This window comes from Cryobacterium zongtaii (genome assembly GCF_002909375.1).
In the GTDB taxonomy this organism is placed as follows: Bacteria; Actinomycetota; Actinomycetes; order Actinomycetales; family Microbacteriaceae; genus Cryobacterium; species Cryobacterium zongtaii.
The window spans coordinates 282,558-309,095 of sequence record NZ_PPXD01000007.1; the positions used below are offsets into that span (position 1 = coordinate 282,558).

The window sequence follows — 26,538 nt, forward strand, 5'->3', positions numbered from 1 at the left end:
TCACGTCGCGCAGCCAGAAGGGCCCCGCTCCCTCCACGTAGGCTAGCGCTCCCGCGCCCCGGCGTGCGGGGTCAGAAGGGTCGATTGTCTTCTCAGGCCAGCAATTTTGCCTTCGCCGCCGTGAACTCAGTGTCATTGAGCACCCCGGCATTGTGGAGTTGGGACAGCTGGTTCAGCTGGTCGAGCAGGGCGGAATCTCCCGAGGCCGGTGGCGCAGCCGCCTGCTGCTGCTGGGCGTCGTACTCGGCCTGGGCTTGGGCATCAGCCTGTGCCTGGGCATCGGCATCGGCCTGGGCCTGTGCGTCCTGGGCCCTGCCCTGCTGCCGCCGCTGCACATTGCCGCTCACGGCTGTGGCGGTGCCGGCGACGACCGCTGTTCGCGCGGCCATGCCCAGGAGTCCGGGGCGACCCCGTCGAAGTGGTGACATGATCTGGTCCTTACTTTTCGTGGATGACTGTTCGTGGATAAACGCGTCGATGGCTCTGGTTCGGTGTGCGGATCCGGTGTCGGCGAGGTCAAACCGCGGCGTCGAGTACCGCGTTCACGACGGCCGCGGGAATCCGCTCCTGATGGAGCACCGCTCCCCCCGATGCCGACAGTACGGAAGCGAAGTGCCGGGCCCAGGTCAGTTCCACGACCAGAACCGCGGCTGAGGTACCAGGCGGCAGGTCCACCGCGAGTTCCTCGACATCGTCCAGTCCGGCGAGGCCGAGTTCTCCCAGTGCCAGGTCCGGCAATTGCGCCTTCTCGGGCAGATCCTCCACCTCGACGATCCGCAGGTCGCCCTCGACGCTGCGAGAGACGAAGATCAGGTCGAGGAGGGTGACTGTCTTCTCATCGATCAGGGCTCGCAGTGCCTCACTCAGAGCGGCACCCGGCCTCTCGCCGTCAAAGGAGATCAGGAGAATCTCCACGGGTCCGTACGTGAATTCCGCCATCGAGTGTCCCTTCGTCAAACGTGCGGGCAGACGCACCGCCACCCGGTTCGGGCTCAGTGTCGCCGTGCACCCGCGGGGTCGAGTCACCCGGAAAGGGTGAATCTGGACCTGACCTGGTCAGAGCAGCCCGCGATCCTGGGCGATCGCCACCGCGTCCGCCCGGTTCGTGGCCTCGAGCTTCTGGTAAATGTTGCGCAGGTGGGTCTTCACGGTGTTGGGGCTGACGTTGCGCTTGCCCGCGATGTCTGCCACGGACTGGTGGAACGGCAGCTCCCGCAGGATCTCTCGCTCTCGTTGGGTGAGCGCAGGACTGTTCCGGCCGTGGTCGAGCGCGGGCGGACGCTCGTGCAGGTGCAGCGCGTCAGCAGCGCGGAGAATGTGCCGGGCGAAGTCGTCGAGATCACCGAGTCGGCCGAGGCGACCGCGGATGAGAGCGGTGCCCTGCCCACCGACGGCCAGGAATGCCCGTTCACAGCCGATCCTGCTCGCGAGCCGCAGGGCTCGAAGCAGCCGGGCGTCCGCCTCGACGTGTCGGCCTGACACATCCGCCACATGGGCCAGAGCGATCCAGGCGCTGACGATCGTCGCACCGCGCCATGCGGTGCGTTCCTCGAGGGCCGCTCCGCGAAGCCGTTCCTCAGCGGGATGGCCGGCCCTGGTGGGTGGGACGAGGAGGAACCTGATCAGCAGCGACTCCAGAGAGTCCTCCCCCAGCGCCCGTTCGATCAGGCGAACAACCAACTGAGTTTCCAGCCGTCCGTCCAGTGCGCCGCTCAGCTCGATCAAGGGTATGCAGCACAGGCTCAGGGCCCGCGGATGCTCAGTGCCGACCTCACGCATCAGAAGCATCAACCTGTCGAGGGCCTGGCGTGAACGTACCGCGCTGTCCAGCTGGCTCAAGAGCAACAGCACCTCTGCGGGTACGCTGATGCCGGCATCAGAGCCCCTGTCCTCTCTTGCTGCCAAGGCCTCAAGAATTACCGGGTCAACCGGCTGGCAGGCTTCGTACCGGTGAATCATCGCGTAAAGCAGCGCCCTGCCGGCGGCGTGGTCGACGGGCCGCTCGGCTCCCACGAGAGCTCCCATCTCTGACGCCGTCGTGGCCATCTGGCCTTCGAGCATCGCCACGTGCACCCAGTTGCCGGCATGCCCCGCCGCCGTCGCCGCCAGGTCACAGGCCAACAGGAACAACCAGTCCAAACCAACGTCCCTGGCCGAGTCCGCAACCTCTCTGAGAATGTCCTCCGCCGGACCGGGCTCACCGAGCTTGTCCCGGCAGCGGCCCTGGGCCGTTGCGGCTAACAGGTCGACGGCCAGGACCTGCCGCGCGGCCGATGGCGCATCGCCCTGCAGGGCTGCCAAACGATTCTCGATGTCGGGCCGCTCAGTAGCGTGGAACGCCTGCAGAATGGCGACCACAAACGTCCATCGAGTCGAGCTCGCATCGGTGCGGTCATGCTCGGGAAAGTCCCGGGCGGCCGCAGCGGCGGCCACCAGGAGTTGCTGCACCCGCCGCCGGGCAGGGACGTACGGGGGCTCGAGGAGCAGTCGCAGGCACAGTGTCGCGGTGGACACCACGCGGCCCTCGATCTCGTCCAGGGCGCGACCCACAAGATCCGTCGCACCGGACAGGACCAGCACGAGGCCGAACCGTTCGAGCAACGCGCCCACGAGCTCTGGATCGTGCGCCACAAGCGACTGCTCCACCGCTGCCGGCGCGCAGGCCCGGTCCGCGAACCACTGACAGGCCAGGAGATGCCTGGCGGTCGCGGCGCCGGCGTCCAACCTGCGTCCCTCTCCCTGCAGGTATGCGAGCAGGATCGGGTGATATCGGTAGCCGGCCCCGCCCGGCGCAGCAGGCTCCCGCCCGATCAGCATGTTGTGGCGGGCCAGCCGCTCGAGCACCTCGCCCGCATCGGCGCGCTCTGTCACGGCCACCGCCAAGTCGAGAGGCACCACCTCGCTCAGCGCTGACGCCAACAGGACCTCCCGATCGCCGGTGTCCAGGCCCGTGACCACCTCTGCCGCAAGATAGTCCGCCACCGCCGGGTTGTCGCCGTCGAAGCGACTGAGGTCCAGCGCGGCCCCCTCGGATTCTCGCCAGGTGAGAGCGAGCGCAAGGCCGGTTGCCCAGCCGCCGGTCCGGCGCCTGAGGATGGCACCGTCCTCGGCGGGCAGGTCGATATGGTGCTGCGCCGCCAGGTTGAAGGTCTCCTCGAGCGTGAAGGCCAGGCTGTCGCCGGCGCACTCGATGAGCACGCCGGCGGCCTCCAGCGGCGCTATCCCCGCCACGGGCCGGTGACGGCCGGACACGACGATGCGGACCCCCGGGGACATATCGACCAGCGCCTCGAGGATGCCATCAAGATTCGTGCGGTTCGGGGACGACGGCCGCTCGGCAAGGTGCAGGTCGTCGACGAACACGAACGTCCGGCCCGGCCCGGAGGCGTCAGGCCCGTCTCCGCCCGCCAGCAGCCGCTGCCGGATCTCGTCAGGGTCCCTGGCGTCGCGGAGCGCGGCGCCGTTGAACCACCGCACGGTCTGGGTCTCAGCTCTGAGCCGCCGCGCCCAGCCCGCCATCAGCGTGGTTTTGCCCGACCCCGCGGAGTCCCAGAGGACGAGGACCCTGGCGTCAGGCCCGGTCAGCCGCTCAAGCACAGAATCCAGTCGGGGGCGGTGCAGGTACCACGCCGGTTCGGCAGCGAGCCCGGCGGGCAACGGGGAGGCCGGCGGTATCGCGAGCTCCACAGCTGGGGACAGGGCCGGGGACAGGCTTGACGCGACCGACGCGATTGGAGCTGCCGGAGTGCGGGGCGGGACCGGACTCAGAGGCGGGACCGGAGTGAGTGGGGGGGCCATCGGGAAACGTCCTCGATTTGCATCCATCGCGCTACGTCAGCCACAACATCAGCCGCGGCGACAGGGATAGTGGCGCAGCAGCTGCGTGGGACATGGCTACCCCGTCAAGGCCCCGGCGAACCGGGACCTTGACGGAGTTCTCGCGGTGTTCGGGTCACCGCCAGTGAGGTGATAATGCCGCGGTGGCCGGCCCTGGTCAAGGGGCGGCCCGACTCGCTGGTGCAAAACCGAGCGCGGTCAGCGCCAGCCGTACCGAGTCCGCAGCGCCCGCTCGATCATCCGGTACCGTGCGGCATCCACGACGGTTCCTTCACGGCGGACCCCGCCCTGGTGCACCTGGAACACCCGGGCGAGCCCCGCCCAGCTCGGCCGCCGTGCGGGATCCCACGGCCCCTCACCGAGCGGCAGGTAGTCCGCGTTGCCTGAACGGTCAGTGCTCGTCAGCTGCACCGCCAGCATGTTGCCCTCGGACAGCGTCGCCATGACGACCACCGGCCGGTCCTTACCCCGACCGTCCAGTTCCTCGTAGGGAACCCATGTCCAGACGATCTCGCCCGGGTCCAAGGCGCCGTCGGTTTCGGGCGCATAGCCCCAGCCCGCGCGTCGCACCGTCGTCGGATCGAGTTCGATCGTGGCGTCAGGACCGGATTGGCCGGGGGCGGTTCCCGTGCGCGGCACTCCGACGGTCCGGGAGCCGAAGAGGGCAGACCGAAGGGCGGTGAGGAGGTGCCGGGTGCGGAACACACCCGAACACTACCCCACCGCCCTGGTCCCCCAGATGCCTCAGCTCTGCTGCCTCAGTGGTCTGTTGTCCAAGCGCTAGACATTGGCGAGGGCGTAGCCCTCTTCGCCGTGCACCGAGGTGTCGATGCCGGCAACTTCGTCTTCATTCTTGACCCGGAAGCCGATGGTCTTTTCGATGGCGAGACCGAGCAGGTAGGCGACGACGAACGAGTAGATGAGGACCGCGAAGGCCGCGATGGCCTGGACCGTGAGCTGGCCGAGGTCGCCACCGACGAAGATGCCGGTGCCGATCGCAAAGAAGCCCAGGTACAGGGTGCCGATGAGGCCACCGACGAGGTGGATGCCCACGACGTCGAGCGAGTCATCGAAGCCGAAGGTGAACTTCATCTCGATGGCCATGGCGCAGACGGCACCGGCGACGACACCGAGGAGCAGGGCCCAACCGGGTTCGAGATTGGCGCAGGCCGGTGTGATGGCGACGAGGCCGGCGACGGCACCGGATGCGGCGCCGACCGACGTGGCCTTGCCGTCCTTGATCTTTTCGACGATGAGCCAGCCGAGGATGGCGGCGGCGGTCGCACCGAGGGTGTTGACCACGATCAGGCCGACATTGGCGAGGCCGTTCAGCCACTCGGCCCCGGCGTTGAAGCCGAACCACCCGAACCACAGGATCGAGGCACCGAGCAGAACCAGCGGCACGTTGTGCGGCTTGGTGATGCCCTTCTGGAAGCCGATCCGCTTGCCGAGGACGAGGGCAAGGGCCAGGGCAGCAGCGCCGGCGTTGATGTGCACGGCGGTACCGCCGGCGTAGTCGATGACGCCGGGCAGGCCGAGGGTCTCGCCGAGGCTCATGATCCAGCCGCCGCCCCAGACCCAGGCCGCGACCGGGAAATAGACCAGGGTGGCCCAGACACCGGCGAAGATCATCCAGGAACCGAACTTGGCGCGGTCGGCCACGGCTCCGGAGATCAGGGCGACGGTGATGATCGCGAAGGTCGCCCCGTAGGTGGCGCCGAGGAGATCGAGGTTGCCGGTCTCACCCGTGGCCAGTGACCCGAGTCCGAAGTCGCTGAACGGGTTGCCCGCGAACTGGCTGGCTCCGTCGACCACGCTCATGTTGAATCCGTACAGGATCCAGAGGACGGTGATCAGCCCGAGTGCGCCGAAGCTCATCATCATCATGCTGACGACGCTCTTGGCCTTGACCAGGCCGCCGTAGAAGAACGCGACTCCCGGAGTCATGAACAGAACCAGCGCGGTTGCCGTCAACCCCCATGCAATGCTGCCAGTGTCCATCATCTGTCCTCACACTAGTTAGCCGGAGTACCGCGAAAGCCGCAGACGAGTGTGCCGGGCAGTCCTGGGTACGCAACTCAGTCTCCGACCCAGACGTTTCACCAGCCGTACCGTCGTGTTTCGGGGAGGTTACGCAATCGGCGAGAACGTTAAGAGCGTGTTTCGCTGCAGCCCGCTCACTCCGCGTGCGGCGGCAGCTCGCCCGTGGTGAGAGCCACCATCCGGGACTGGGAGCGTTGATACTTCTTGCGGTAGCCGCCCTCCAGCATCTCGGCATCGAAGACGTCGTGTAGCGGCAGTCCACTGGCGATGATCGGGATCTCGGCGTCGTAGACCCGGTCGATGAAGGCCACAAGGCGCAACGCATCGGTCTGGTCGGTGAGCAGGTAGACGTTGCGCAGGGCGATCACGTCGACGTCGGCGATCATCTTGATGTACTTCGACGGATGCACCGTGCTGAGATGGCGCATCAGCGCACCGAAATCGTCACACGTCACCCTGGAGCCCCGCTCGACGAGTGCCTCGTTCAGGCGGTCGAACTCCTCGGGCAGAACGGCCTCGGCGTGCCCGGACGCATCCCGGCGGCGGTAGTCGAGGCCGTCGATGCGCACGGTCTCGAAGTTCGCGGACATGGCCTGAATCTCTCGCAGGAAGTCAGCCGCCGCGAACCGGCCCTCGCCGAGCGAGTTCGGCGGCGTGTTGGAGGTGGCGGCGACCCGGGTGCCGGAGGCGATCAGCTCGCCCAGCAGCCGAGTCATCAGCATCGTGTCCCCCGGATCGTCGAGCTCGAACTCGTCAATGCAGATGAGCTTCGCGCCGGAGAGCTGGGTCACGGTCTCGGCATAGCCCAGGGCGCCGACCAGCGCCGTGTACTCGATGAAGGTGCCGAAGTACTTGGGACCGGGTGCACCGTGCCAGAGCGCTGCCAGCAGGTGGGTCTTGCCGACGCCGAAGCCGCCGTCGAGGTAGATGCCGGGCAACTCGGCCTTGGCCTTGCGGGTGCGGGAGAAGAAACCGCCCGGTCGGGCCCGCCACGCTGCGAAGGTGTTCAGCCGCTCCACCGCCTCGAGCTGGGACGGATAGTCCAGGTCAGGGCGGTAGGACTCGAATGAGGCGTGTTCGAATTGCGGTGGCGGCACCAGCTCCGAGACGATCTCCGCACCGGTGATGGATGGCGACCTGTCGACGAGTCGAAGGGGCAACTTTTGGGTCGCACTGACCATGTTTGACATCCGGTTCCTGTCTGTCCCCGACATCCTGGTGGAATTTCGGTGGGGGGTTCTGCCTTGTACCTTGGAGACCTGCGCGCAGGTTGTCCACCAGCCTAAATGCACGCACACCAGGGCCGCGCCGTCGTCCAGGTTCACGAGCCCTCCGGGAGGAAACCATGACCGTCGAAACAGATCCGTCAGCCACGTTCGCGGCGTACGCGCATCCCGATCGCCTGGTGTCAACCGACTGGCTGCAGGCCCACCTCGGCGACCCCGGCCTGGTCGTGGTCGAATCCGACGAAGACGTCATCCTGTACGAGACCGGCCACATTCCCGGCGCAGTCAAGATCGACTGGCACACCGACCTCAACGACCCCGTGGAGCGCGACTACATCGATGGGGCCGGCTTCGCCGGCCTGCTGAGCCGCAAGGGCATCAGCCGCGACAGCACCGTGGTGATTTACGGAGACAAGAGCAACTGGTGGGCGGCATATGCCCTCTGGGTGTTCACCCTGTTCGGCCACGACGACGTGCGCCTGCTCGACGGCGGCCGGGCGAAGTGGATCGCCGAGGGCCGCGAACTGAGCACGGACCGCGAGGCGGCCGAACCGGCCGAATACCCTGTCGTCGAGCGGGCAGACGCCCCCATCCGCGCGTTCAAGGACGACGTTCTCGCCCACTTCGGCCACCCGCTCATCGACGTGCGCTCGCCCGAGGAATACAGCGGCGAACGCACCACCGCGCCCGCCTACCCTGAGGAGGGATCCCTCCGGGCCGGCCACATCCCTTCGGCGGTGTCGGTGCCGTGGGCCCGTGCCGCGGCCGAGGACGCCACCTTCCGGCCCCGTGCCGAGCTCGACGCCATCTACCGCGACGAGGCCGGGCTCACCGGCGACGAGCCCGTGATCGCCTACTGCCGCATCGGCGAGCGATCCAGCCACACCTGGTTCGTGCTGACCCACCTGCTCGGACTCGAGAACGTGCGCAACTACGACGGTTCCTGGACAGAGTGGGGCAGCGCGGTACGGGTCCCGATCGTGCAGGGCACAGCCCCCGGAACCGCCCCGGAACCCCGATGAGCACCGTCGACCTTCCCAGCCAGCTTGCCGAGATCCGCGAGGATTTCCTCGCGCTCGAACAACCGGATCGCCTAATGCTGCTGCTGGAGTTCTCCAACGAGCTGCCGGACCTTCCCGAGAAGTACCGCGACCATCCCGACCTGTTCGAACGTGTCGTGGAGTGCCAGTCGCCGGTGTTCATTTTCGTCGAGGTTGACGACGACCGTTCCGTACACCTTTATGCCACGGCGCCTGCGGAGTCGCCCACCACCCGGGGCTTCGCCTCGATCCTCGCTCAGGGCCTGGACGGCCTCAGCGTCGACGAGGTCCTGGCCGTTCCGGATGACTATCCGCAGTCGATCGGCCTCACCCAGGCCGTTTCGCCGCTCCGGCTGCGTGGCATAACCGCCATGCTGGGTCGAACCAAGCGTCAGCTGCGCGAACGGCAGTCCGCCCTGGGCTAGCGTGGCCTGCGTCCGCCGAGGGCCGAGGCCTACCGGTCGCCGGTGTATCCGGCCGCCGTCACGGCGGGGTGTGCCGACCCGAGCGTGCCGAGCCAGCCGAGGATGGCCGCGTTCCAGGCGGCCGGATCGTAGTTCCACAGTTTGGTGTGCCTGGCCACCTCGAACGGCACCAGGGTGACGATGTCTGGTCGCCGTTCGGCCAGGGCTCGGGACGGTGCTGACGGCACGTAGCCGTCGTCGTCGCTGTGCAGGATGAGAATCGGCAGGCTCAGGTCATTCGCCCGGGACACGAAGTCCAGTCGGGGGAAGTCGATGGGGAGATGCATCCCCGTGACCATTCGTCCCCAGGGGCGCCCCATCACCACCAGTGCACCGCGCACCACCGCCCTCGGCAGCCGGAGGGTGAGCGCCTGGTAGGCCACAACATCCGCCCAGTCGATCACGGGCGAATCGAGCACGATGCCGGTGAGCCGACCGTCGTGCTTCGCGCGGGTAGCCGCCTGCAGGGCGATCGCCCCGCCCATCGACCAGCCCATCAGCACGATCTGGGTCGCTCCGTTCTCCACGGCGAACTGGATGGCGGCCTCAACGTCCCGCCATTCGGTGTCGCCGAGCCCGAACCGGCCGTCGGCGCTCGGCGGCGCCTCACCATCGTTGCGATAGGAGACCAGCAGACAGGTGTAACCGGCGGCGTTGAACACGGGAACGGCCCGAAGCGTCTCGTGCCGACGGACCCCACGGCCGTGCACCTGGATCACCCAGCGTCCGGAGGGTTCTGACGCGGGGATCAGCCAGGCAGGAGCATCACCCAGCTCGGTCGGCACCGTCACGTTGGAGAACTCGAGCCCGAGGTCCCACGGCCCGAGGAAAGAGTAGCCGCCCAGCCGTCCCGAGGTCACCGAGCCGAGGTCACCAAAGTCCACGGTCAGGATGCGGCGGGTCACGGTCTTCGCCGCGCGAGACTCGATGGCACCCAGGCGCGCGTGTCCGGAGTCACCGGCGAACCAGAAGCTGTAGTCACCGGGAAGGACCGCGTCCTTGGTCGCTTCGAGGGTGATGGTGCCGGCGTCGAGGTCGACGTCGAACACCCTCGTATCGTCGGCGCGTTTGGTGGGCGGGGTCACGATGCGGCGCGCCATGACACCGGCCAGCACACCGACCGCCAGAGCTGCGGCGGCACTCACCGCAACGGCGCCGCCCGCGATCACCAGCCCCGCCGACGCCAGGCCGCGCGTGGATTCTGCTCGTGTACCGATCCCTGTCATGCCTACCTCTTCGCTGTTCGGCGTGCCTCGCACCAGCCCCACGGAAAAAACTCTAGTCTGCAGACGTGCCCGATTCAGAGGATCAGCCCCAGCGCCCTGCGCAGTTTGCCGCGGCGCTCGACGCTATCCGTTCTTCCAGCCCGCGCCCGGAGCTGGTGGTCACCGAGATTTCGGCCCCCGGAAACCTCGCTCCGTATGCCGTGGCACTGTCTGCGGATGTCACGCCGGTGCGACACGGCAGCGACTCCGACTTCGGTACCGGACGCTTCATTCTGCTCTACGACCCCGACGAACCCGAAAGTTGGGGCGGACCCTTCCGCGTCGTCTGCTTCGCGCAGGCGCCCCTCGAGAACGACATCGGAGTCGATCCGTTCCTCGCCGAGGTCGCCTGGGCCTGGTTGGTGGATGCCCTGGACACCCGAGGTGCGAACTACACCGCCGCCTCCGGCACCGCCACCAAGATCCTCTCCTCGGGCTTCGGTGAGCTCGCCGCTCAGGGCGATGGCGCCCAGATCGAGCTGCGGGCGTCATGGAGTCCGTTGGACAACGACCTCGCCGCACACGTCGAAGGCTGGGGTGAGCTGCTGTGCATGCTCGCAGGCCTCCCGCCCGCCAGCGAGCTGCCCGCCCCGCCCCGTCACGGCCACCCTTCTTCCTCCCGTTCCTCGTCCTCTTCGTCCTCCTCCGCTCGGCATGGGCGTCCCTCCAGCGCTGAGGTACCCCGCTCCTCTGAACCGGGTGCTGACCATGGCGTGTCAGGACCGGGCTCGACGGGACCGGGCTCGCCAGGACAGGGCTTGTCAGAACAGGGCTCGTCAGAACAGGGCTCGTCAGAACAGGGCTCGAAAGAACAGGGCTCGAAAGAACAGGGCAGCTCAGGGATCACGCTGGGCCCGGTGGACCAGATCGGGCCGTCAGCCTCGTCTGTTCTGCGAACCGGCCCGGGATTGCATACGCTGGGAGTGGCCGCCGGCGGCCGCGAGTCTGCCGGCAGGGAAACGGCCGGTGGCGATTTCGCCGGCCTCGATGCGCCGGGCGCTGAACGCGCCGGCAGGGAGACCGCGGGAATGAACGTCATGGCAGGAAATGCAGTCGGAACCGAAACCAGCCCGGGGATGAACCCCGGGGCGTTGAGCAACACGGCGTTAGGCATGGGCAACACGCCTCTGACCAGCACTGCGCCGACTCTCACCAGCGTCGCGTATCTCTCGGCACATCGTGCATCCCGTGGTTGACCGACCCGTGGTCACCCACCAGGTCATCGACTCCCGCACAGGCTATCTGGCGGCACTCGACGTGCTCGCCCAGGGAACCGGGCCGATCGGCATCGATGCGGAACGGGCATCGGGTTTCACCTACTCCCAGCGTGCTTACCTGATCCAGATCTTCCGCCGGGATGCGGGCACCTTCCTGTTCGATCCGCCGGCTATCGGCGACTTCGGCGAACTCAACGACGCCCTCGCCGACGAGGAATGGATCCTGCATGCAGCAAGTCAAGATCTCGCCTGCCTCCGCGAGGTCGGCCTCGACCCCACCCGCATCTTCGACACCGAGCTCGCCGCACGCCTGCTCGGCCTGCCCCGCGTGGGACTCGGCACTGTCGTCGAAGAACTCCTCGGCATTCACCTAGCCAAGGAACACTCCGCCGCCAACTGGTCGACCCGGCCGTTGCCCGAAAGCTGGCTGGTCTACGCAGCCCTGGACGTGGAGCTGCTCCCGGACCTCCGTGACAGCATGGTCGACCTGCTCGTGGAATCCGGCAAAACCGAGATCGCCGACCAGGAGTTCGCCGCGGTACTCGCCAAGGAAGCGAAGCCGGCCCGCGCGGAGCCCTGGCGCCGCCTGTCCGGCCTGCACGCCGTGCGTGGCCAGCGCAACCTGGCCGTGGCCCGCGAGCTGTGGGTCGCCAGGGACACCCTCGCCCAGGAGCTCGACGTCTCCCCCGGCCGTTTGGTTCCCGACGCGTCGCTGGTGGCCGCAGCACGTCTGCTGCCCGCGAACCGGAACGCTCTCGCCGAGCTTCGCGAGTTCAACGGTCGCGCCAGCCGTACCGAGCTCGACAGGTGGTGGCAGGCCATCCTGCGTGGCCTCGCCAGCGTCGACCTGCCCTCGGTGAAGGCGAACGGCGACGCACTGCCGCCGCCCCGCGCCTGGGCTGACCGCAATCCCGACGCCGACCTGCGGTACAAGGCCGCGAGGGCCGCCCTGACGGCGGCCTCGGAGGAGCGCGCGGTGCCGTTGGAGAACCTCCTCACCCCCGACCACCTGCGTCGCGTGGCTTGGCAGCCGCCGGAGCCTGCCGGTGCCGATGCCGTGGGCGAGGCCCTCGCCGGTCTCGGTGCGAGAACCTGGCAGATTGAGGCCACTGCACAACTAATCGCTGATGCCTTTGTGGAAGTCCACCAAAGCGCGTCCGTTGCCGCCGACGCTGAGTCGTAGGAACAGTCAAAGGATTCACACCGGTTATTCCGTCACCCTAGGATCGTGCGATACCTGTTTTGAGTGATGGAGGCAAAGTGGCCGAGAGAACTGAAGTCGTCTTCGTGGACGGGGTTCGCACCCCGTTCGGTCGTGCCGGCGAGAAGGGTATGTATTGGAATACCCGCGCCGACGACCTGGTCGTCAAGGCGATCACCGGACTGATGGAACGCAACCCGAACGTGCCGGGCGAACGCATCGACGATGTTGCCATCGCGGCGACCACCCAGGCCGGTGACCAGGGGCTGACTCTCGGTCGCACCGCGGCCCTGCTGGCGGGCCTGCCCGTCTCGGTGCCGGGCTTCGCCATCGACCGCATGTGCGCGGGGGCGATGACCTCGGTCACCACCATGGGCGCCGCGATCGGTTTCGGCGCATACGACCTCGCCATCGCCGGCGGAGTCGAACACATGGGTCGCCACCCGATGGGCGCCGGGGTCGACCCGAACCCCCGGTTCCTCAGCGAACGCCTGGTCAGTGAGGACGCCCTCAACATGGGCGCGACCGCCGAGCGCATCCACGACCGGTTCCCCGAGTACACCAAGGACCGTTCCGACCGGTATGCCCTGCGCAGCCAGCAGAAGGTCGCGGCCGCGTACGAAGCGGGCAAGATTCAGCCGGACCTGGTGTCCGTGGCAACCCGCAGCGCCGCGGGCTGGGGCCTCGCCACCCGCGACGAGGCGCCGCGCCCCGAGACCACCCTCGAGGGCCTCGCCGGCCTGAAGACGCCGTTCCGGCCGCACGGCCGCATCACCGCCGGCAACGCGTCCGGCCTGAACGACGGCGCCACCGCCTGTCTTCTGGCCAGCGGCGCCACAGCTAAGGAGCTCGGCCTCAGCGTGAAGATGAAGCTCGTGAGCTTCGCCTTCGCCGGTGTCGAGCCTGAGGTGATGGGGCTGGGCCCCGTGCCCTCCACGGAGAAGGCGCTGCGCAAGGCCGGTCTGTCGATCACCGACATCGGCCTGTTCGAACTCAACGAGGCGTTCGCGGTGCAGGTGATCTCCTTCCTGGAGCACTTCGGCATAGACGACGACGATCCCCGCGTCAACGAGTACGGCGGCGCCATCGCCATCGGGCATCCGCTCGCGTCGTCGGGCGTGCGCCTGATGAACCAGCTCGCCAGCCAGTTCGCCGAACACCCCGAGGTGCGTTACGGCGTCACGGCCATGTGCATAGGCCTCGGCCAGGGTGGCACTGTGATCTGGGAAAACCCGCACTTCAACAAGAAGGCAGCCAAGCGATGACCGACAAGACCAGCACCCCCATCGACTACGCCACCGTGGACTTCTCCCCGCTCATCGTGGTGTCTGGTGATGAAGTCGTCACCCACTCGCTCGTCCGGGACGTCCCGCTTTCCGGCGGCCGCACCCTCGCCCTCGTGACGCTGGACAACGGGCGGGACCACACCAGGCCCAACACGCTCGGCCCGGTCACCCTCCTGGAATTCAGCGCCGTCATGGACGAGCTCACCGCCCGCGCCGGACGCGGTGAGATCCACGGCGTGGCCGTAACGGGCAAGCCGTTCATCCTCGCCGCTGGAGCCGATCTCAGTAAAGTCAGCGAGATCCCGTCCCGCGAGGTGGGCAAGCTGCTCGCTCAGCTCGGTCACTTCGCCCTGGGCAAGCTGAGCACCTTGGGGGTGCCGTCGTTCGTGTTCATCAACGGTCTCGCCCTGGGCGGCGGCCTCGAGGTGGCCTTGAACGCCGACTACCGCACCGTCGACGCGAGTGTCCCGGCCATAGCGCTGCCCGAGGTCTTCCTCGGCCTGATCCCCGGCTGGGGCGGCTCCTACCTGCTGCCCAACCTGATCGGCATCGAGAATGCCCTCAAGGTCATCGTTGAGAACCCGCTGAAGAACAACCGCACCTTGACCGGCGCGGACGCACTCAAGCTGGGCATCGCCGACAGAATGTTCGGGTCGGTGACCTTCCTGGAGAACTCCATCCGGTGGGCAGACGGTGTCATCGCCGGCAGCGTTTCGGTGAGCCGGCCCAACGCGCCCGGCAAGATCGAGCGCATGGTCAAGTGGGATGCGGCCGTCGGTATCGCCCGCAAGATGCTCGAGTCCCGCATCGGCACCGTCGCGGCATCGCCGTACGCGGCACTGGACTTGATCAAGGCGGCCCGCACCGGCACCAAGGCCGAGGCCTTCGCCCGGGAGGACGAAGCCCTCGCCGACCTCATCTCCGGCGATCAGCTGCCCGCGAGCATCTACTCATTCAATCTGGTGCAGAAGCGCGCCAAGCGCCCGGCCGGCGCCCCGGACAAGACCCTGGCACGCCCCATCGGCAAAGTCGGTGTCATCGGCGCAGGCCTGATGGCCAGTCAGTTCGCCCTCCTGTTCGTGCGCCGGCTGAAGGTACCCGTCGTGATCACCGACCTCGACCAGGCCAGGGTCGACAAGGGAGTGGCCTACATCCACGGTGAGATCCAGACCCTGCAGGACAAGGGCCGGATCAGCTCCGACGAGGCGAACCGGCTGCGCGCCCTGGTGACAGGCACCACCGACAAGGCCGACTTCGCCGACGCCGATTGGGTCATCGAAGCGGTCTTCGAGGAGCTCGGGGTGAAACAGGACGTTTTCGCCGAAATCGAAAAGCACATCTCCCCCACCGCGGTGCTGGCCACCAACACGTCATCGCTGTCGGTGGAGCAGATCGGCGCGAAGCTGGCCCACCCCGAACGGCTGGTCGGTTTCCACTTCTTCAATCCGGTCGCCGTGATGCCGCTCATCGAGGTCGTGAACACCCCCGCAACCGATGACGCCACCCTCTCAACCGCGATGGTGATCGCCGCCAAGCTGCGGAAGAACGCCGTCATCACCCGCGACACCCCGGGCTTCGTGGTGAACCGGGTGCTGGCCAAGCTGCTCGGCGAGGCCATGCACGCCGTCGACACCGGCACACCGTTCGAGGTCGTCAACGGCGCCCTGGCGTCGTTCGGCCTGCCGATGACCCCGTTCGAGCTGCTCGAGCTGGTCGGCCTCAAGGTCGGCGCGCACGTGTTGGACACCCACCACGCGGCATTCCCCGACCGGTTCTTCGAGAGCACCAACCTGCACCGTCTGGCCGAGCACGGCAAGATCCTCGAGCGCAACTCCAGCGGCAAGGTCACCGGCTTCGACAAGGGTGCGGTGAAGATCGTCGCTGGCGGCACGACGCCCATCACGGCGGAGCAGATCCTGCGCCGGGTGGAGGACGGCCTCGCTGACGAGATCAAGCGGATGCTCGATGACGATGTGGTGCACGCGCCGGAGGACATCGACCTGTGCATGCTCCTCGGCGCCGGCTGGCCCTTCCAGATGGGCGGGATCACCCCGTACCTCGACAGGGTCGGCGCCAGCGAGCGGGTCTTCGGCGGCACGTTCCACACCCCGATGGTGCGCGGCGTCGGCTCCGCGGCAACGGCGAGCAGCACTCCCGTGTTGAGTTAGCCGCTCAGGGCACAACACCTGTTGCCCGTGCGGACAATTGTGGCCGGTGCGCCGGCCACAATTGTCCGTTTCGGGAACAGATGCGGGCTACCGGTTCAGCGGGCTCATGTCGGCGTAACGGTCTCCGACCGGGGCGTCGATCGCGGACAAGGTTGCGAGCTGGGCAGCGCTGAGCACAAGCGCATCCGCCGCGACGTTCTCCTCGAGCCGGCCCACCCTCTTGGTACCGGGGATCGGGGCGATGTCGGTGCCCTGAGCAAGCAGCCAGGCCAGGGCCACCTGGGCCGGCGTCGCATCGAGTTCCGTCGCGACAGCGTCGACTTGCTCCACGATGCGGATGTTGGCGGCGAGGTTGGCGCCGGCGAACCGGGGATTGCTGCGCCGGAAGTCATCCTCGTCGAGCTGGTCGAGTGTACGGATGGCGCCGGTCAGGAAGCCCCGACCGAGCGGCGAGTACGGCACAAAACCGATCCCGAGCTCGCGCACCAGGGGCAGCAGTTCCGTCTCGGGCTCGCGGCTCCACAGAGAGTACTCGGTCTGCAGCGCCGTGACCGGGTGAACGGCGTGGGCCCGCCTGATGGTGTCCGGCGCCGCCTCCGACAGGCCGTAGTGACCGATCAGGCCGGCGCTGATGAGCTCGGCCAGGGCACCGACGGTGTCCTCGATGGGCACGCCCGGATCCATCCGGTGCTGGTAGTAGAGATCGATGTGATCGGTACCGAGGCGGGCCAGTGACCCTTCGACGGACAAGCGCACGTTCTCCGGACTGCCGTCCAGTCCCCTGGAGCCGTCGGTGCGGTGTTGGATGGTACCGAACTTAGTGGCGATGACCACGTCGTCGCGGCGCCCGGTCAGCGCCCGGCCGAGGAGTTCCTCGTTGAGGTACGGGCCGTAGATTTCGGCGGTGTCGAACAGGGTGACACCGAGGTCGATGGCTCCGCGGATGGTGCGGATCGACTCGGCATCGTCGGTGCCGGCGCCGGAGTAGAACGCTGACATTCCCATGCAGCCCAGGCCGAGACGGCCGACCTCGAGTGGAGTGCTGGTACCCAGGGTGATGTGTTTCATGCTGTGGTCCTTTCGGCGTAGAGGGAGATCTTGTGGTCGATGGCGGCGAGGCTCGCCTGCATCTCGGCGAGCTGTGCCACGACGGCGATCCGGTGGCGTTGCAGCAGCTCGAGGCGCTCCGGCGTGGTGTCCTCGCCGCGCCGGGCGAGGTCGGCGTACTCCTTGACCTGCGCGATCGGCAGGGCGGTGCTGCGTAGCCGGGTCAGGAAGGTGATCCAGGTCACGTCCCGCGCCGAGTATGCCCGGTGGGTGGACGCAGCCCGATGGATGGGTGCGAGCATCAGGCCCGCTCGCTCGTAGTACCGCAGCGTATGGGCGCTCAGCCCGGTGCGCTCGGCGACCTCGGAGATCGAAAGTTGTTCGTCGGGTGGGGTCATGCTGCAACCCTAAAACCTCGAGTGCACTCTAAGTCAAGCGGTGTCCTGATCCGGCCATAACCATCCGCCAAAGCGGTCGCGTGGTCGCCTCGACGTGGTGGAGGTGACCACAGGGCCGCTTTCGCGGAACATACCGACGGGCGGCGGGTGAGGCGGTCAGTCGCGGGGGGCGCGCTGCAGGGGGACGGTGCCGGTTTCGGGGCGGTCGGCGTCGGCCGGCAGGGGGCGGGCGTGCGGTAGCTTGCTGCCGAGGACCATCGCGACGACGTCCCTGGCGATGTGCTGCGGCGTGAGGCCGACCCGCTCGAGGATCTCGGCGCGGGTGCCGTGGTCCAGGAACTCGTCAGGCAGACCCAGCTCGGTGACGGCGGTGTCGACGCCGGCCTCGCGCAGGTCCTGACGGATGCGGGTGCCGATGCCGCCCACCCGGATACCGTCCTCGATGCTCACCACGATGCGGTGCTGGGCGGCGAGTTCGATGATGCTCTGGGGCACCGGGACCACCCAGCGCGGATCGACGACAGTCGCACCGATGCCCTGGGCGGCGAGCCGCTCGGCGACCTCGAGGCCCATTCCGGCCATCGGACCGACGGTGACGATCAGCACGTCCTGCTGGCTGCTGCGGAGGAGCACGTCGACGCCGTCGGACAGACGCTCGAGGGCGTCGAACTCGACGCCGGTGCTGCCCTTGGGGAACCGCAGCACCGTGGGCGCGTCGTCCACGAGGACCGCCTCGGCGAGCTCTTCCCGCAGTCGGGTGGAGTCGCGCGGTGCGGCGAGTCGGATGTGCGGGATGACCTGCAGGATTGCGAGGTCCCACATTCCGTGGTGGCTCGGACCGTCCGGCCCGGTGACCCCGGCCCGGTCGAGCACGAAGGTGACGCCGGCCCTGTGCAGGGCGACATCCATCAAGACCTGGTCGAAGGCACGGTTGATGAAGGTGGCGTAGAGGGCGACGACGGGGTGCAGGCCACCGAACGCGAGCCCGGCGGCGCTGGTCACCGCGTGCTGCTCGGCGATGCCGACGTCGTGCACCCGCTCGGGGAACCGCTCGGCCATCTTGTGCAGACCGGTGGGGCGCAGCATGGCCGCGGTGATCGCCACGAGCTTCGGATTGTCGGTGGCCAGGCTCAGCAGCTCATCGGCGAAGACCGAGGTCCAGGACGGTGCTCCCGCGGATTCGGTGGGCTCACCGGTCTCAGGGTCGATGACGCCGACGGCGTGGAACTGGTCGGCGACGTCCTGCACGGCGGGGTCGTAACCCTTGCCCTTCTGGGTGATGGTGTGCACGATCACGGGAGCGCCGTAGTCCTTGGCCTGGCGCAGCGCCTCGAGCATGGCCTCCATGTCGTGGCCGTCCACCGGCCCGATGTACTTGATGTCGAGGTTGGAATACAGCGCCTCGTTGTTGGAGAACCGGCTGAGGAAGCCGTGCAGACCGCCACGCACGCCGCGGAAGATGGCGCGAGCCGGCGCGCCCATGTGGTCGAAGGCCTCCCGGCTGGAGAGGTAGGCGGCCCGGTAGCTGCGGCGCAGGCGCACGGTGTTGAGGAACCTGGCCATGCCGCCGATGGTGGGCGCGTACGAGCGGCCGTTGTCGTTGATCACGATGATCAGGCGCCGGTTGTTGTCGTCGCTGATGTTGTTCAGCGCTTCCCAGGTCATACCGCCGGTGAGCGAGCCGTCGCCGACGACGGCTATGACGTGCCGGTCGCTCTGCCCGGTCATCTCGAAGGCGCGGGAGATCCCGTCCGCCCAGGACAACGAGCTCGACGCGTGGGAGCTCTCGACGATGTCGTGCACGGATTCGCTGCGCTGCGGGTAGCCGGCCAGACCATCGGACTGGCGCAACCGGCTGAAGTCCTGCCGTCCGGTGAGCATCTTGTGCACGTAGGACTGGTGACCGGTGTCGAAGACGATGGCGTCACGCGGCGAATCGAAGATCCGGTGGATGGCGATGGTCATCTCGACCACGCCGAGGTTGGGGCCCAGATGCCCGCCGGTCTTCGAGATCTCCGCCACCAAGAAGGCGCGAACCTCCGCAGCCAGCTCTTCCAGCTGGTCCTTCGTGAGGCCGTCAAGGTCCCGGGGACCGTGGATCGTCTCCAGAAGGGTCATGGGCACTACCTTTCACGTTTGTTGCAACGAACGGCTCACGCCGACGCAGAACTGGCGCGCAGTTCGGATTCCCCGAGTCTACGCGCCAGTCTGCGGCGATTCTGCGAATTCCCGGTTAGACGACGAGCGAGCGCAGCACGTACTGCAGGATGCCACCGTTGCGGTAGTAGTCCGCTTCGCCGGGGGTGTCGATGCGCACGACGGCGTCGAACTCGACAACGGCCTTGCCCGGAGCGGAGTGCTCGGTCGGGGTGGCGACAACGTGCACTGTCTTGGGCGTGCGGCCCTCGTTGAGTTCCTCGATACCGGTGATCGAGACGCTCTCGGTACCGTCCAGGCCCAGGGTCACCCAGGACTCGCCGGCGGGAAACTGCAGCGGGACCACTCCCATTCCGATCAGGTTCGAGCGGTGGATGCGTTCGAAGCTCTCGGTGATGACGGCCTTGACGCCCAGCAGGCTGGTGCCCTTGGCCGCCCAGTCCCGAGACGAGCCGGAGCCGTATTCCTTGCCGCCGAAAATGACCAGCGGGGTGCCAGCGGCCTGATAGTTCTGGCTGGCGTCGTAGATGAACGACTGCGGCGCATCCGGCTTGGTGAAGTCGCGGGTGTAACCGCCCTCGACGCCGTCAAGCAGCTGGTTGCGCAGCCGGATGTTGGCGAAGGTGCCGCGGATCATGATCTCGTGGTTACCGCGGCGCGAGCCGTAGGAGTTGAAGTCGCTTCGGTCGACGCCGTGCTCCATCAGGTACGCACCGGCCGGGCTGTCGGCCTTGATGTTGCCTGCCGGGCTGATGTGGTCGGTGGTGACCGAGTCGCCGAGCTTGGCGAGCACCCTCGCGCCGACGATGTCGGCGACCGGGCTGGTCTCCAGCGTCATACCGTCGAAGTACGGGGGCTTCCGCACGTAGGTGGACTTGGGGTCCCACTCGAAGACCTCGCTGTCGGGCGTGGGCAGTGAACGCCAGCGCTCGTCTCCCTCGAAGACCTCACCGTATTCCTTGGTGAACATGGCCGTGTCGATCGAGCTGTCGATGGTGGACTGCACCTCGGCGGAGTCCGGCCAGATGTCCTTGAGGAACACGTCGTTGCCCTCGGTGTCCTGGCCGAGGGCATCCGTGTCGAAGTCGAAGTTCATCGATCCGGCCAGGGCGTACGCGATGACCAACGGCGGGCTGGCCAGGTAGTTCATCTTGACGTCCGGGCTGATGCGGCCCTCGAAGTTACGGTTTCCGGAGAGCACCGCGGTGACAGCGAGGTCGTTGTCGTTGATCGCGGCGGAGACCTCGTTGATGAGGGGTCCGGTGTTGCCGATGCAGACCGTGCAGCCGTAGCCGACGGTGTAGAAGCCGAGGGCCTCGAGGTCGTCGGTGAGGCCGGCCTTGGCGTAGTAGTCCGTGACGACCTTGGAGCCCGGCGCCAGGGTGGTCTTGACCCAGGGCTTGGACTTCAGGCCCTTCTTCACGGCGTTCCGCGCCAGCAGGCCCGCGGCGAGCATGACCGACGGATTCGAGGTGTTGGTGCAGGAGGTGATGGCCGCAACGGCGACGGCTCCGTGGTCGAGCGTGTAGCTCGCCCCGTCGGCCGTGGTGATCGGAACCGGGCTCGACACCGAGACGGGAGCGTGGCTCACGTGCTGGTGCGAAACCTGGTGGGCGCTCTGCTCGTCCTCGGCGGTGAAACCGATCGGGTCAGAGGCGGGGAAGGATGCCTCGACGGCCGCGTCCACCATGGACAGGTCGTGCGTGGCGTAGTTCTGCAGGTCGATCTCGAATTGCGACTTCGCGTTGCTGAGTTCGACCCGGTCCTGCGGGCGCTTGGGTCCGGCGATCGACGGTACGACGGTGCCCAGGTCGAGTTCGAGGTACTCGCTGAAGACGGGCTCCTGTGCGGGGTCGTGCCACAGGCCCTGCAGCTTGGAGTACGCCTCGACGAGTGCGACCTGCTCTTCGCTGCGGCCGGTGAGACGCAGGTAGCCGAGGGTGACGTCGTCGATCGGGAACATGGCAGCGGTGGAGCCGAACTCCGGGCTCATGTTGCCGATGGTGGCGCGGTTGGCCAGCGGCACCTGGGCGACGCCCTCGCCGTAGAATTCGACGAACTTCCCCACAACGCCGTGGCGGCGCAGCATCTGGGTGATCGTGAGCACAACATCCGTCGCGGTGACGCCGGCGGGGATGGAGCCGTTGAGCTTGAAGCCGACGACCTTGGGGATCAGCATCGACACGGGCTGGCCGAGCATGGCCGCCTCGGCTTCGATGCCGCCGACGCCCCAGCCGAGCACGCCCAGGCCGTTGACCATCGTGGTGTGCGAGTCGGTGCCGACACAGGTGTCGGGGTAGGCGCGGAGGACGCCGCCTACTTCGCGCGTGAAGGTGACGCGGGCCAGGTACTCGATGTTGACCTGGTGCACGATGCCGGTTCCCGGCGGGACGACCTTGAAGTCGTCGAACGCGGTCTGGCCCCAGCGCAGGAACTGGTAACGCTCACCGTTGCGCTCGTATTCGATCTCGACGTTGCGCTCGAGGGCGTTCTCGCTGCCGAACAGGTCGGCGATGACCGAGTGGTCGATGACGAGCTCGGCAGGGGCGAGCGGGTTGATCTTGTTGGGGTCGCCGCCGAGGTCGGCGACGGCCTCACGCATGGTGGCGAGGTCGACGATGCACGGCACGCCGGTGAAGTCCTGCATGATCACGCGAGCTGGCGTGAACTGGATTTCTGTGTCGGGATCGCTGGTGGGAACCCACGCGCCGAGTGCGCGGATGTGATCCGCGGTGATGTTGGCGCCGTCTTCGGTGCGGAGGAGGTTCTCCAGCAGCACCTTGAGGCTGAACGGCAGCTTCTCGTATCCCTTGACGGCGTCCAGGCGAAAGACTTCGTAGTCCGTCGCACCGACGCGCAGGGTGTCCCGAGCTCCAAAACTATTAACAGCAGACACGATGCCCTCTCCTTTGTGGAAACCGACGGGAACCCGTCCGCGATCCTCAATCCTGACCAACTGACGCCGGGTTCTGCCAGCAAGGGTAGCCTTACCGCAAACTATCTTGACGTCGAGATAACTATAGCATCGGCCGCTGTGCGGCGGTCGCCGCGTACACGGAACGCACCATCAGCCAGGAGACCACAAGAAGCGGCGCATACAGCGGGATCCCCATGAGCAGTTTGGTCGCGCCCAACCACTCGACGTTGCCGGCGTAGTACAGGGGAAGCTGCACGGCCAGGCGCAGGATGAACAGTCCCGCCCACATGAAGGTAAGAATTGTCAGCACCCGTCGTTTGGACGGGTCGGCCCGCCAGGCGAGCTGCTCCCCCATCAAGAACCCGACGGCCACACCGATGAGCGGCCAGCAGATCAGTGCGGATACCAGCAGGGCCGCTCCGTACACACCGTTGGTCCAGAAGCCCGGCAGGTAGAAGTCTTCAGCGCGGCCGGTGAACAGGGCGAGCACGGCGCTGAGGCCGATTCCGACGAGTCCACCGACGGCCTGGGTGACGGTCTGTTTACGGGCCAGCCGGAGCGCGAAGAAGATCACCCCGATGATCACCGGAGCGATCAGGGACGGAATCAGCTCACGGGTGAGGGTGTAGGTGACCAGGAAGACCAGGCCCGGCAGGACGGCCTCGACCAGGCCGCGGATGCCGCCCATGGCAGCCAGCAGCGCGTGGCCGCTGATGGGTTCCCCGTCTGCGGCCGGACTGAACCCGGCGCGGCGGGCCGCCGCGGCCATACTGTCGGCGAGGGCGCCGGCGGGCTCTGCCGGGCTGCCGGCACTGTTGGCACCGGCTCTGGCGGCACTGTCAGTGCCGTCGGTGCCGTCGGACGTCTTACGCGGTTCGGGTTCTGGCCCGGAGAGGGAATCCGTCATCAGGTGACTTTCGGTGAGTGCACCTGACGGATCAGGTGCCGGTGGGTTCGGGCTTACCGGCCGGGGTGGCCGGCATCCGCAGCGGGATGAGGTCGCGCGGCGGCATCGGGGCCGAACCGCGCACCACGACGATGCTGCGGAACAGGTCTTCGATCTGCGCTGCGGCTTCGGGGTTGATGGCACCCTCGCCGGCGATGACGCCGCGGAGGAACCAGCGCGGGCCGTCCACGCCGATGAAACGGGCCAACCGGGTGGTGCCCGCGGGACCCTGGCCGGCTGCGACGGGGATCTCGGCGACGAGTTCGGGCCCGAACGGACCTTCGCGCGGAGTGGTCGAGCCACCCTGCTTGGCGATCTGGTCGGCGATCTGGGCGCGGATTTCCTGCCACAGGCCGCTGGAACGCGGCGCCGCAAAGGGCTGCACCTGCAGGGTCGAACCGGCATAGTCCAGGCCGATGGCAACGACTCGCTTGGAGCCCTCTTCGATCTCGAGCCGGAGGTGCAGGCCCTCGCGCGGCAGGATCTTCACGCCACCGAGATCGACGTATGGGCGGACCGGGTTCGCCTCAGACTCGTCGAGGGGACCGTCTACGTCACGGTCGACCGGAGCTGACTTGGCGTGCATGTCGGGGACCTGCTGCTCGGCTCCGGCGAGTTCGGCGCCGTCGGTGCCGGCCGTTTCGTCGGTGCTTGAGCGCGTGTCGGGGTTCACTTTGTCACTCACAGGGTTTCTCCGCTTCGGTGGGCGTCCGTCGGGGCGGACGATTCGGTCTGGGGGGCGCGGTCCGCAGGAGCGCCCGGCGCGACGCCGGTCGAGCCGAAGCCGCCCTCGCCACGCATGCTGCCGGGCAGCCGCTCGACTGGAACGAAGACCGCCCGGGCCACCGGAACCACGATGAGTTGGGCAATGCGGTCGCCGATGTTGATGGGGAACGGGGTGACGGTGTCGGTGTTGAGCAGGCAGACCTTGACCTCGCCCCGGTAGCCCGCATCAACGGTCCCCGGCGAGTTCACGACGGTGATCCCATGCTTGACGGCCAGTCCGCTGCGGGGGACCACGAAGGCCGCGTATCCGTCCGGCAACGCTATCGACACACCGGTGCCGACGAGGGCCCGTTCACCGGGAGCCAAGACCAAGGCCTCCGAGGCGTGCAGGTCGGCTCCGGCGTCACCCGGATGGGCGTATGTCGGGAGAACGGACGCGGTAATCAGGACTTCGACGCTTTCAGCCACGTGTCGAGGGTAGTGCAGTTATCTGGTCGAATAGACCCATGCCCGATTATCGCGAAAAACTCTGGCCATCCCCATGGCTCTTCATCATCACTGCGCTTGTGATTCCCGCGAGCCTCCTGGTCTTCCTGCCGATCTCGGTGTTGGCGGGGATCCTGACCGGCGCCGGCCTCTACCTCGGCAGCGCCCTGCTGCTGGTGCTGGCGTCGCCGACGGTTTCGGTGTCCGACGGTGTCCTCACCGCCGGCCGGGCGCGCATCGAAACCCGCCTGCTCGGTGAGGCCGTCCCCCTCGAGGCTGCGGACGCCACTCTCGAGCGTGGCCAGAAGCTGGATGCCCGCGCGTGGCTGTTGATCCGTGGCTGGATCGCACCCGTGGTGCGGATCCCGCTTGAAGACCCGACCGATCCGGCGCCGTATTGGCTGGTCTCCAGCCGCCGACCACAGAAAATGGCCGCCGCGATCAATGGATCGCGACGGCCAGCATCAAGTAACTAAGCGCGCTTAGGCGTCGCACTCCAGGCAGACCGGGCCGAGCTTGGTCTCGTGCGACATCTGCGAACGGTGCTTCACGAGGAAGCACTCCACGCAGGTGAACTCGTCGGCCTGCGGGGGCAGGACGACGACGTCGAGGTCGAGGTCGGACAGATCGGCGCCCGGGAGGTCGAAGCCACCGGGGTTGTCGGAGTCGTCAACATCAACGACACCAGACATCTTGTCGGGTACACGCTCCTTGAGGGCCTCAATCGACTCTGAGTCGTCTTCGGTCTTTCGCGGTGCGTCGTAATCGGTTGCCATGCCCATCCATTTCATTAACGCCGATAAACGAAATCGGCGGCCATAGTTTGCAACAATCCGTGCGGAATAGCAAACCAATCACCAACCTTTCAGGTTGGCAATGGGAGCAACTTCCGGCACGCCCGCAGTATTCCCCGAAAAATGCCAGATTGCATGGCAGGGTTGGGCCATCAGTAATCGCGAGAGGGCTTTCGCCATGCAGGATTTGAAAGTTATCGGAGTCGAGAACGGCGCGCTGCTTGCAGCGTCAGAGGAGGGTGATCGCTTTCGGATCCCCATCGATGCGGTTCTCCAGTCCCGGCTTCGCCAAACCCAAACGGATGCGTCCGTTCGGCCCAAACTGTCGCCCCGGGAGGTGCAGGCGCACATCCGTGCCGGCATGTCCGCGGAGGACGTCGCTGCGGTGACCGGTGCGTCGCTGGACTTCGTCAAGCGGTTCGAGGGACCGGTGGTCGCCGAACGCGAATACATAGTGTCGAGCGCGCTGAGCGTACCCGTGCACACCGCGATCGAACCCGATCCCATCGACGAGCAGGCCAACTTCGGCAGCGTCATCCGGGAACGCCTGGCGTCCCTGGGTGCGTCCAACGAACGCTGGGCCAGCTGGAAGGAACCCGGCGCCGGGTGGATCGTCAAGCTCGCCTTCACGGCTGACGACATCGACCACGACGCCCGGTGGGGCTTCGAACCCAAGAAGAACACCCTCTCGCCGATCGGCAGTGAGGCCATTGCGCTCTCCCAGCAGGGCGAGCTCAAGGGTGCCCTGATCCCCCGGCTGCGTGCCGTCGGCGCCGAAACCAGCCTGGCCGACGTGAGCCGGTTCGACAGCGGCGCCTTCACCTTCAAGGAATCCCTGGCCGACGACATCCTCAACGACACGGCTCCGCTGCACGATCCGGTGCCGTACGCCCGTTCCGCCGGTACGACGGAGGCCGTGTCCAAGGCCGCCATCAAGCGAGCGGCCGAACCGCCGCAAAGCCTGAGCGAGACCGCGGACCTGCTCGAGTCGCTTCGCCGCCGCCGCGGCGAACGGGAAGCGGCCGCCGGAGAGACCGAAACGCCCGTCACACCAGTGGTGGATACCCGCCGTACCGAGCGGGCACCGGCCGAGTCCGGGATCCGCCTGGTCAACGAGGCTCCCCCGGTCGCCGAGGCTGCCACCGCAGCCCCCGAGGAAACCCGCAACGTGTGGGCCACTCAGGCCGCCACGGGCCAAACACGCACCGGTCAGACCGGTCGCCGCGGCCGCGCATCGATGCCCAGCTGGGACGAGATAGTCTTCGGCGCACGAACCGACGACGACCTGGCCTGATCCTCACCTGAGTCATAGGCTGCGGT

Annotated in this window: 22 protein-coding genes and 1 pseudogene; 8 read left to right on the plus strand and 15 right to left on the minus strand. The window is 67.4% G+C overall.

All coding sequences use genetic code 11. From position 1 onward, the window contains the following. Positions 1-92: 92 nt before the first annotated feature. The 6 genes from C3B61_RS06090 to zapE form a co-directional block, all read right to left on the minus strand. On the minus strand, positions 93-428 hold the full coding sequence (locus C3B61_RS06090; protein ID WP_103459869.1) for an SHOCT domain-containing protein: 336 nt from the start codon (positions 426-428) through the stop codon (positions 93-95). An 88-nt stretch (positions 429-516) separates the two neighbouring features. Beyond that, entirely contained in the window at positions 517-939 is a 423-nt protein-coding gene (locus tag C3B61_RS06095) for a DUF6325 family protein (RefSeq protein ID WP_088456332.1), read from the minus strand. A 117-nt stretch (positions 940-1,056) separates the two neighbouring features. Further along, complete coding sequence (locus tag C3B61_RS06100) at positions 1,057-3,597, minus strand: LuxR C-terminal-related transcriptional regulator (protein ID WP_133159793.1); 2,541 nt, start codon at positions 3,595-3,597, stop codon at positions 1,057-1,059. Positions 3,598-4,035: 438 nt separating this feature from the next. Continuing rightward, complete coding sequence (locus tag C3B61_RS06105) at positions 4,036-4,542, minus strand: type II toxin-antitoxin system PemK/MazF family toxin (protein ID WP_241980136.1); 507 nt, start codon at positions 4,540-4,542, stop codon at positions 4,036-4,038. A gap of 75 nt (positions 4,543-4,617) precedes the next feature. Further along, positions 4,618-5,838, minus strand: coding sequence for an ammonium transporter (locus tag C3B61_RS06110; protein ID WP_103459871.1), 1,221 nt, complete (start codon positions 5,836-5,838; stop codon positions 4,618-4,620). A 176-nt stretch (positions 5,839-6,014) separates the two neighbouring features. Next, complete coding sequence (zapE, locus tag C3B61_RS06115) at positions 6,015-7,061, minus strand: cell division protein ZapE (RefSeq protein ID WP_103459872.1); 1,047 nt, start codon at positions 7,059-7,061, stop codon at positions 6,015-6,017. Positions 7,062-7,225: 164 nt separating this feature from the next. Here zapE and C3B61_RS06120 point away from each other — a divergent pair, with 164 nt between their 5' ends. Next, entirely contained in the window at positions 7,226-8,128 is a 903-nt protein-coding gene (locus tag C3B61_RS06120) for a sulfurtransferase (protein WP_103459873.1), read from the plus strand. Continuing rightward, positions 8,125-8,571 carry a SufE family protein gene (locus tag C3B61_RS06125; RefSeq protein ID WP_103459874.1) on the plus strand — a complete coding sequence of 149 codons (447 nt, stop codon included), beginning with the start codon at positions 8,125-8,127 and terminating at the stop codon, positions 8,569-8,571. The genes C3B61_RS06120 and C3B61_RS06125 overlap by 4 nt, the downstream gene beginning before the upstream one ends. A 29-nt stretch (positions 8,572-8,600) precedes the next feature. Here the strand turns inward: C3B61_RS06125 and C3B61_RS06130 are convergent, their stop codons facing one another. Next, on the minus strand, positions 8,601-9,836 hold the full coding sequence (locus C3B61_RS06130) for an alpha/beta hydrolase family protein (protein ID WP_088456337.1): 1,236 nt from the start codon (positions 9,834-9,836) through the stop codon (positions 8,601-8,603). Between the two features lie 65 nt (positions 9,837-9,901). On the opposite strand from C3B61_RS06130, the pseudogene C3B61_RS06135 reads away from it, so the two are divergent. From C3B61_RS06135 to C3B61_RS06150, 4 genes and pseudogenes are all read left to right on the plus strand, one after another. After that, positions 9,902-10,456 (plus strand): annotated as a pseudogene (locus tag C3B61_RS06135) (DUF3000 domain-containing protein); the annotation flags it as partial. A gap of 607 nt (positions 10,457-11,063) precedes the next feature. Then, positions 11,064-12,275 (plus strand): HRDC domain-containing protein, encoded by a 1,212-nt coding sequence (locus tag C3B61_RS06140; RefSeq protein ID WP_425266412.1) that lies wholly within the window; start codon positions 11,064-11,066, stop codon positions 12,273-12,275. Positions 12,276-12,352: 77 nt separating this feature from the next. Beyond that, positions 12,353-13,558 (plus strand): thiolase family protein, encoded by a 1,206-nt coding sequence (locus C3B61_RS06145; protein ID WP_103459876.1) that lies wholly within the window; start codon positions 12,353-12,355, stop codon positions 13,556-13,558. After that, positions 13,555-15,747 (plus strand): 3-hydroxyacyl-CoA dehydrogenase NAD-binding domain-containing protein, encoded by a 2,193-nt coding sequence (locus C3B61_RS06150; protein WP_103459877.1) that lies wholly within the window; start codon positions 13,555-13,557, stop codon positions 15,745-15,747. Before C3B61_RS06145 ends, C3B61_RS06150 begins: the two co-directional genes overlap by 4 nt. An 87-nt stretch (positions 15,748-15,834) precedes the next feature. On the opposite strand, the gene C3B61_RS06155 is transcribed toward C3B61_RS06150, so the two are convergent. From C3B61_RS06155 to dut, 7 genes are all read right to left on the minus strand, one after another. Continuing rightward, positions 15,835-16,815, minus strand: coding sequence for an aldo/keto reductase (locus C3B61_RS06155; RefSeq protein ID WP_103459878.1), 981 nt, complete (start codon positions 16,813-16,815; stop codon positions 15,835-15,837). After that, complete coding sequence (locus C3B61_RS06160) at positions 16,812-17,192, minus strand: MerR family transcriptional regulator (RefSeq protein ID WP_103459879.1); 381 nt, start codon at positions 17,190-17,192, stop codon at positions 16,812-16,814. The genes C3B61_RS06155 and C3B61_RS06160 overlap by 4 nt, the downstream gene beginning before the upstream one ends. A 156-nt stretch (positions 17,193-17,348) precedes the next feature. Continuing rightward, positions 17,349-19,310, minus strand: coding sequence for a 1-deoxy-D-xylulose-5-phosphate synthase (dxs, locus tag C3B61_RS06165; protein WP_103459880.1), 1,962 nt, complete (start codon positions 19,308-19,310; stop codon positions 17,349-17,351). Between the two features lie 115 nt (positions 19,311-19,425). Continuing rightward, positions 19,426-22,245, minus strand: coding sequence for an aconitate hydratase AcnA (gene acnA / locus C3B61_RS06170; protein WP_103431942.1), 2,820 nt, complete (start codon positions 22,243-22,245; stop codon positions 19,426-19,428). A 121-nt stretch (positions 22,246-22,366) separates the two neighbouring features. After that, positions 22,367-23,173, minus strand: a complete 807-nt coding sequence (locus tag C3B61_RS06175) for a DUF3159 domain-containing protein (RefSeq protein ID WP_103459881.1) — start codon at positions 23,171-23,173, stop codon at positions 22,367-22,369. A 31-nt stretch (positions 23,174-23,204) separates the two neighbouring features. Further along, positions 23,205-23,798, minus strand: coding sequence for a DUF3710 domain-containing protein (locus C3B61_RS06180; protein ID WP_103460028.1), 594 nt, complete (start codon positions 23,796-23,798; stop codon positions 23,205-23,207). A gap of 95 nt (positions 23,799-23,893) precedes the next feature. Then, the gene (gene dut, locus C3B61_RS06185; protein WP_088456345.1) at positions 23,894-24,406 is read right to left on the minus strand and encodes a dUTP diphosphatase; all 513 of its coding nucleotides are present in this window, start codon (positions 24,404-24,406) and stop codon (positions 23,894-23,896) included. A gap of 38 nt (positions 24,407-24,444) precedes the next feature. On the opposite strand from dut, the gene C3B61_RS06190 reads away from it, so the two are divergent. Beyond that, positions 24,445-24,900: a DUF3093 domain-containing protein gene (locus C3B61_RS06190; protein WP_088456346.1), complete on the plus strand. Its 456-nt coding sequence runs from the start codon at positions 24,445-24,447 to the stop codon at positions 24,898-24,900. 6 nt (positions 24,901-24,906) lie between these two features. Here C3B61_RS06190 and C3B61_RS06195 read toward each other — a convergent pair whose 3' ends face one another. Further along, on the minus strand, positions 24,907-25,200 hold the full coding sequence (locus C3B61_RS06195) for a DUF4193 domain-containing protein (protein WP_066599570.1): 294 nt from the start codon (positions 25,198-25,200) through the stop codon (positions 24,907-24,909). Positions 25,201-25,396: 196 nt separating this feature from the next. Between C3B61_RS06195 and sepH the strand changes: the two genes are divergently transcribed. Then, positions 25,397-26,512, plus strand: a complete 1,116-nt coding sequence (gene sepH / locus C3B61_RS06200) for a septation protein SepH (protein ID WP_103459882.1) — start codon at positions 25,397-25,399, stop codon at positions 26,510-26,512. Positions 26,513-26,538 lie beyond the last annotated feature (26 nt).

Coding starts and splice junctions, on each gene's coding strand:
- sepH (WP_103459882.1), top strand. CDS start 25,397: ATGCAGGATTTGAAAGTTATCGGAGTCGAGAACGGCGCGCTGCTTGCA.
- C3B61_RS06150 (WP_103459877.1), top strand. CDS start 13,555: ATGACCGACAAGACCAGCACCCCCATCGACTACGCCACCGTGGACTTC.
- C3B61_RS06155 (WP_103459878.1), bottom strand. CDS start 16,815: ATGAAACACATCACCCTGGGTACCAGCACTCCACTCGAGGTCGGCCGT.
- C3B61_RS06190 (WP_088456346.1), top strand. CDS start 24,445: ATGCCCGATTATCGCGAAAAACTCTGGCCATCCCCATGGCTCTTCATC.
- C3B61_RS06090 (WP_103459869.1), bottom strand. CDS start 428: ATGTCACCACTTCGACGGGGTCGCCCCGGACTCCTGGGCATGGCCGCG.
- dxs (WP_103459880.1), bottom strand. CDS start 19,310: ATGACCCTTCTGGAGACGATCCACGGTCCCCGGGACCTTGACGGCCTC.
- C3B61_RS06130 (WP_088456337.1), bottom strand. CDS start 9,836: ATGACAGGGATCGGTACACGAGCAGAATCCACGCGCGGCCTGGCGTCG.
- C3B61_RS06195 (WP_066599570.1), bottom strand. CDS start 25,200: ATGGCAACCGATTACGACGCACCGCGAAAGACCGAAGACGACTCAGAG.
- C3B61_RS06180 (WP_103460028.1), bottom strand. CDS start 23,798: ATGCACGCCAAGTCAGCTCCGGTCGACCGTGACGTAGACGGTCCCCTC.
- C3B61_RS06120 (WP_103459873.1), top strand. CDS start 7,226: ATGACCGTCGAAACAGATCCGTCAGCCACGTTCGCGGCGTACGCGCAT.
- C3B61_RS06175 (WP_103459881.1), bottom strand. CDS start 23,173: ATGACGGATTCCCTCTCCGGGCCAGAACCCGAACCGCGTAAGACGTCC.
- C3B61_RS06125 (WP_103459874.1), top strand. CDS start 8,125: ATGAGCACCGTCGACCTTCCCAGCCAGCTTGCCGAGATCCGCGAGGAT.
- C3B61_RS06160 (WP_103459879.1), bottom strand. CDS start 17,192: ATGACCCCACCCGACGAACAACTTTCGATCTCCGAGGTCGCCGAGCGC.
- C3B61_RS06110 (WP_103459871.1), bottom strand. CDS start 5,838: ATGGACACTGGCAGCATTGCATGGGGGTTGACGGCAACCGCGCTGGTT.
- C3B61_RS06095 (WP_088456332.1), bottom strand. CDS start 939: ATGGCGGAATTCACGTACGGACCCGTGGAGATTCTCCTGATCTCCTTT.
- zapE (WP_103459872.1), bottom strand. CDS start 7,061: ATGGTCAGTGCGACCCAAAAGTTGCCCCTTCGACTCGTCGACAGGTCG.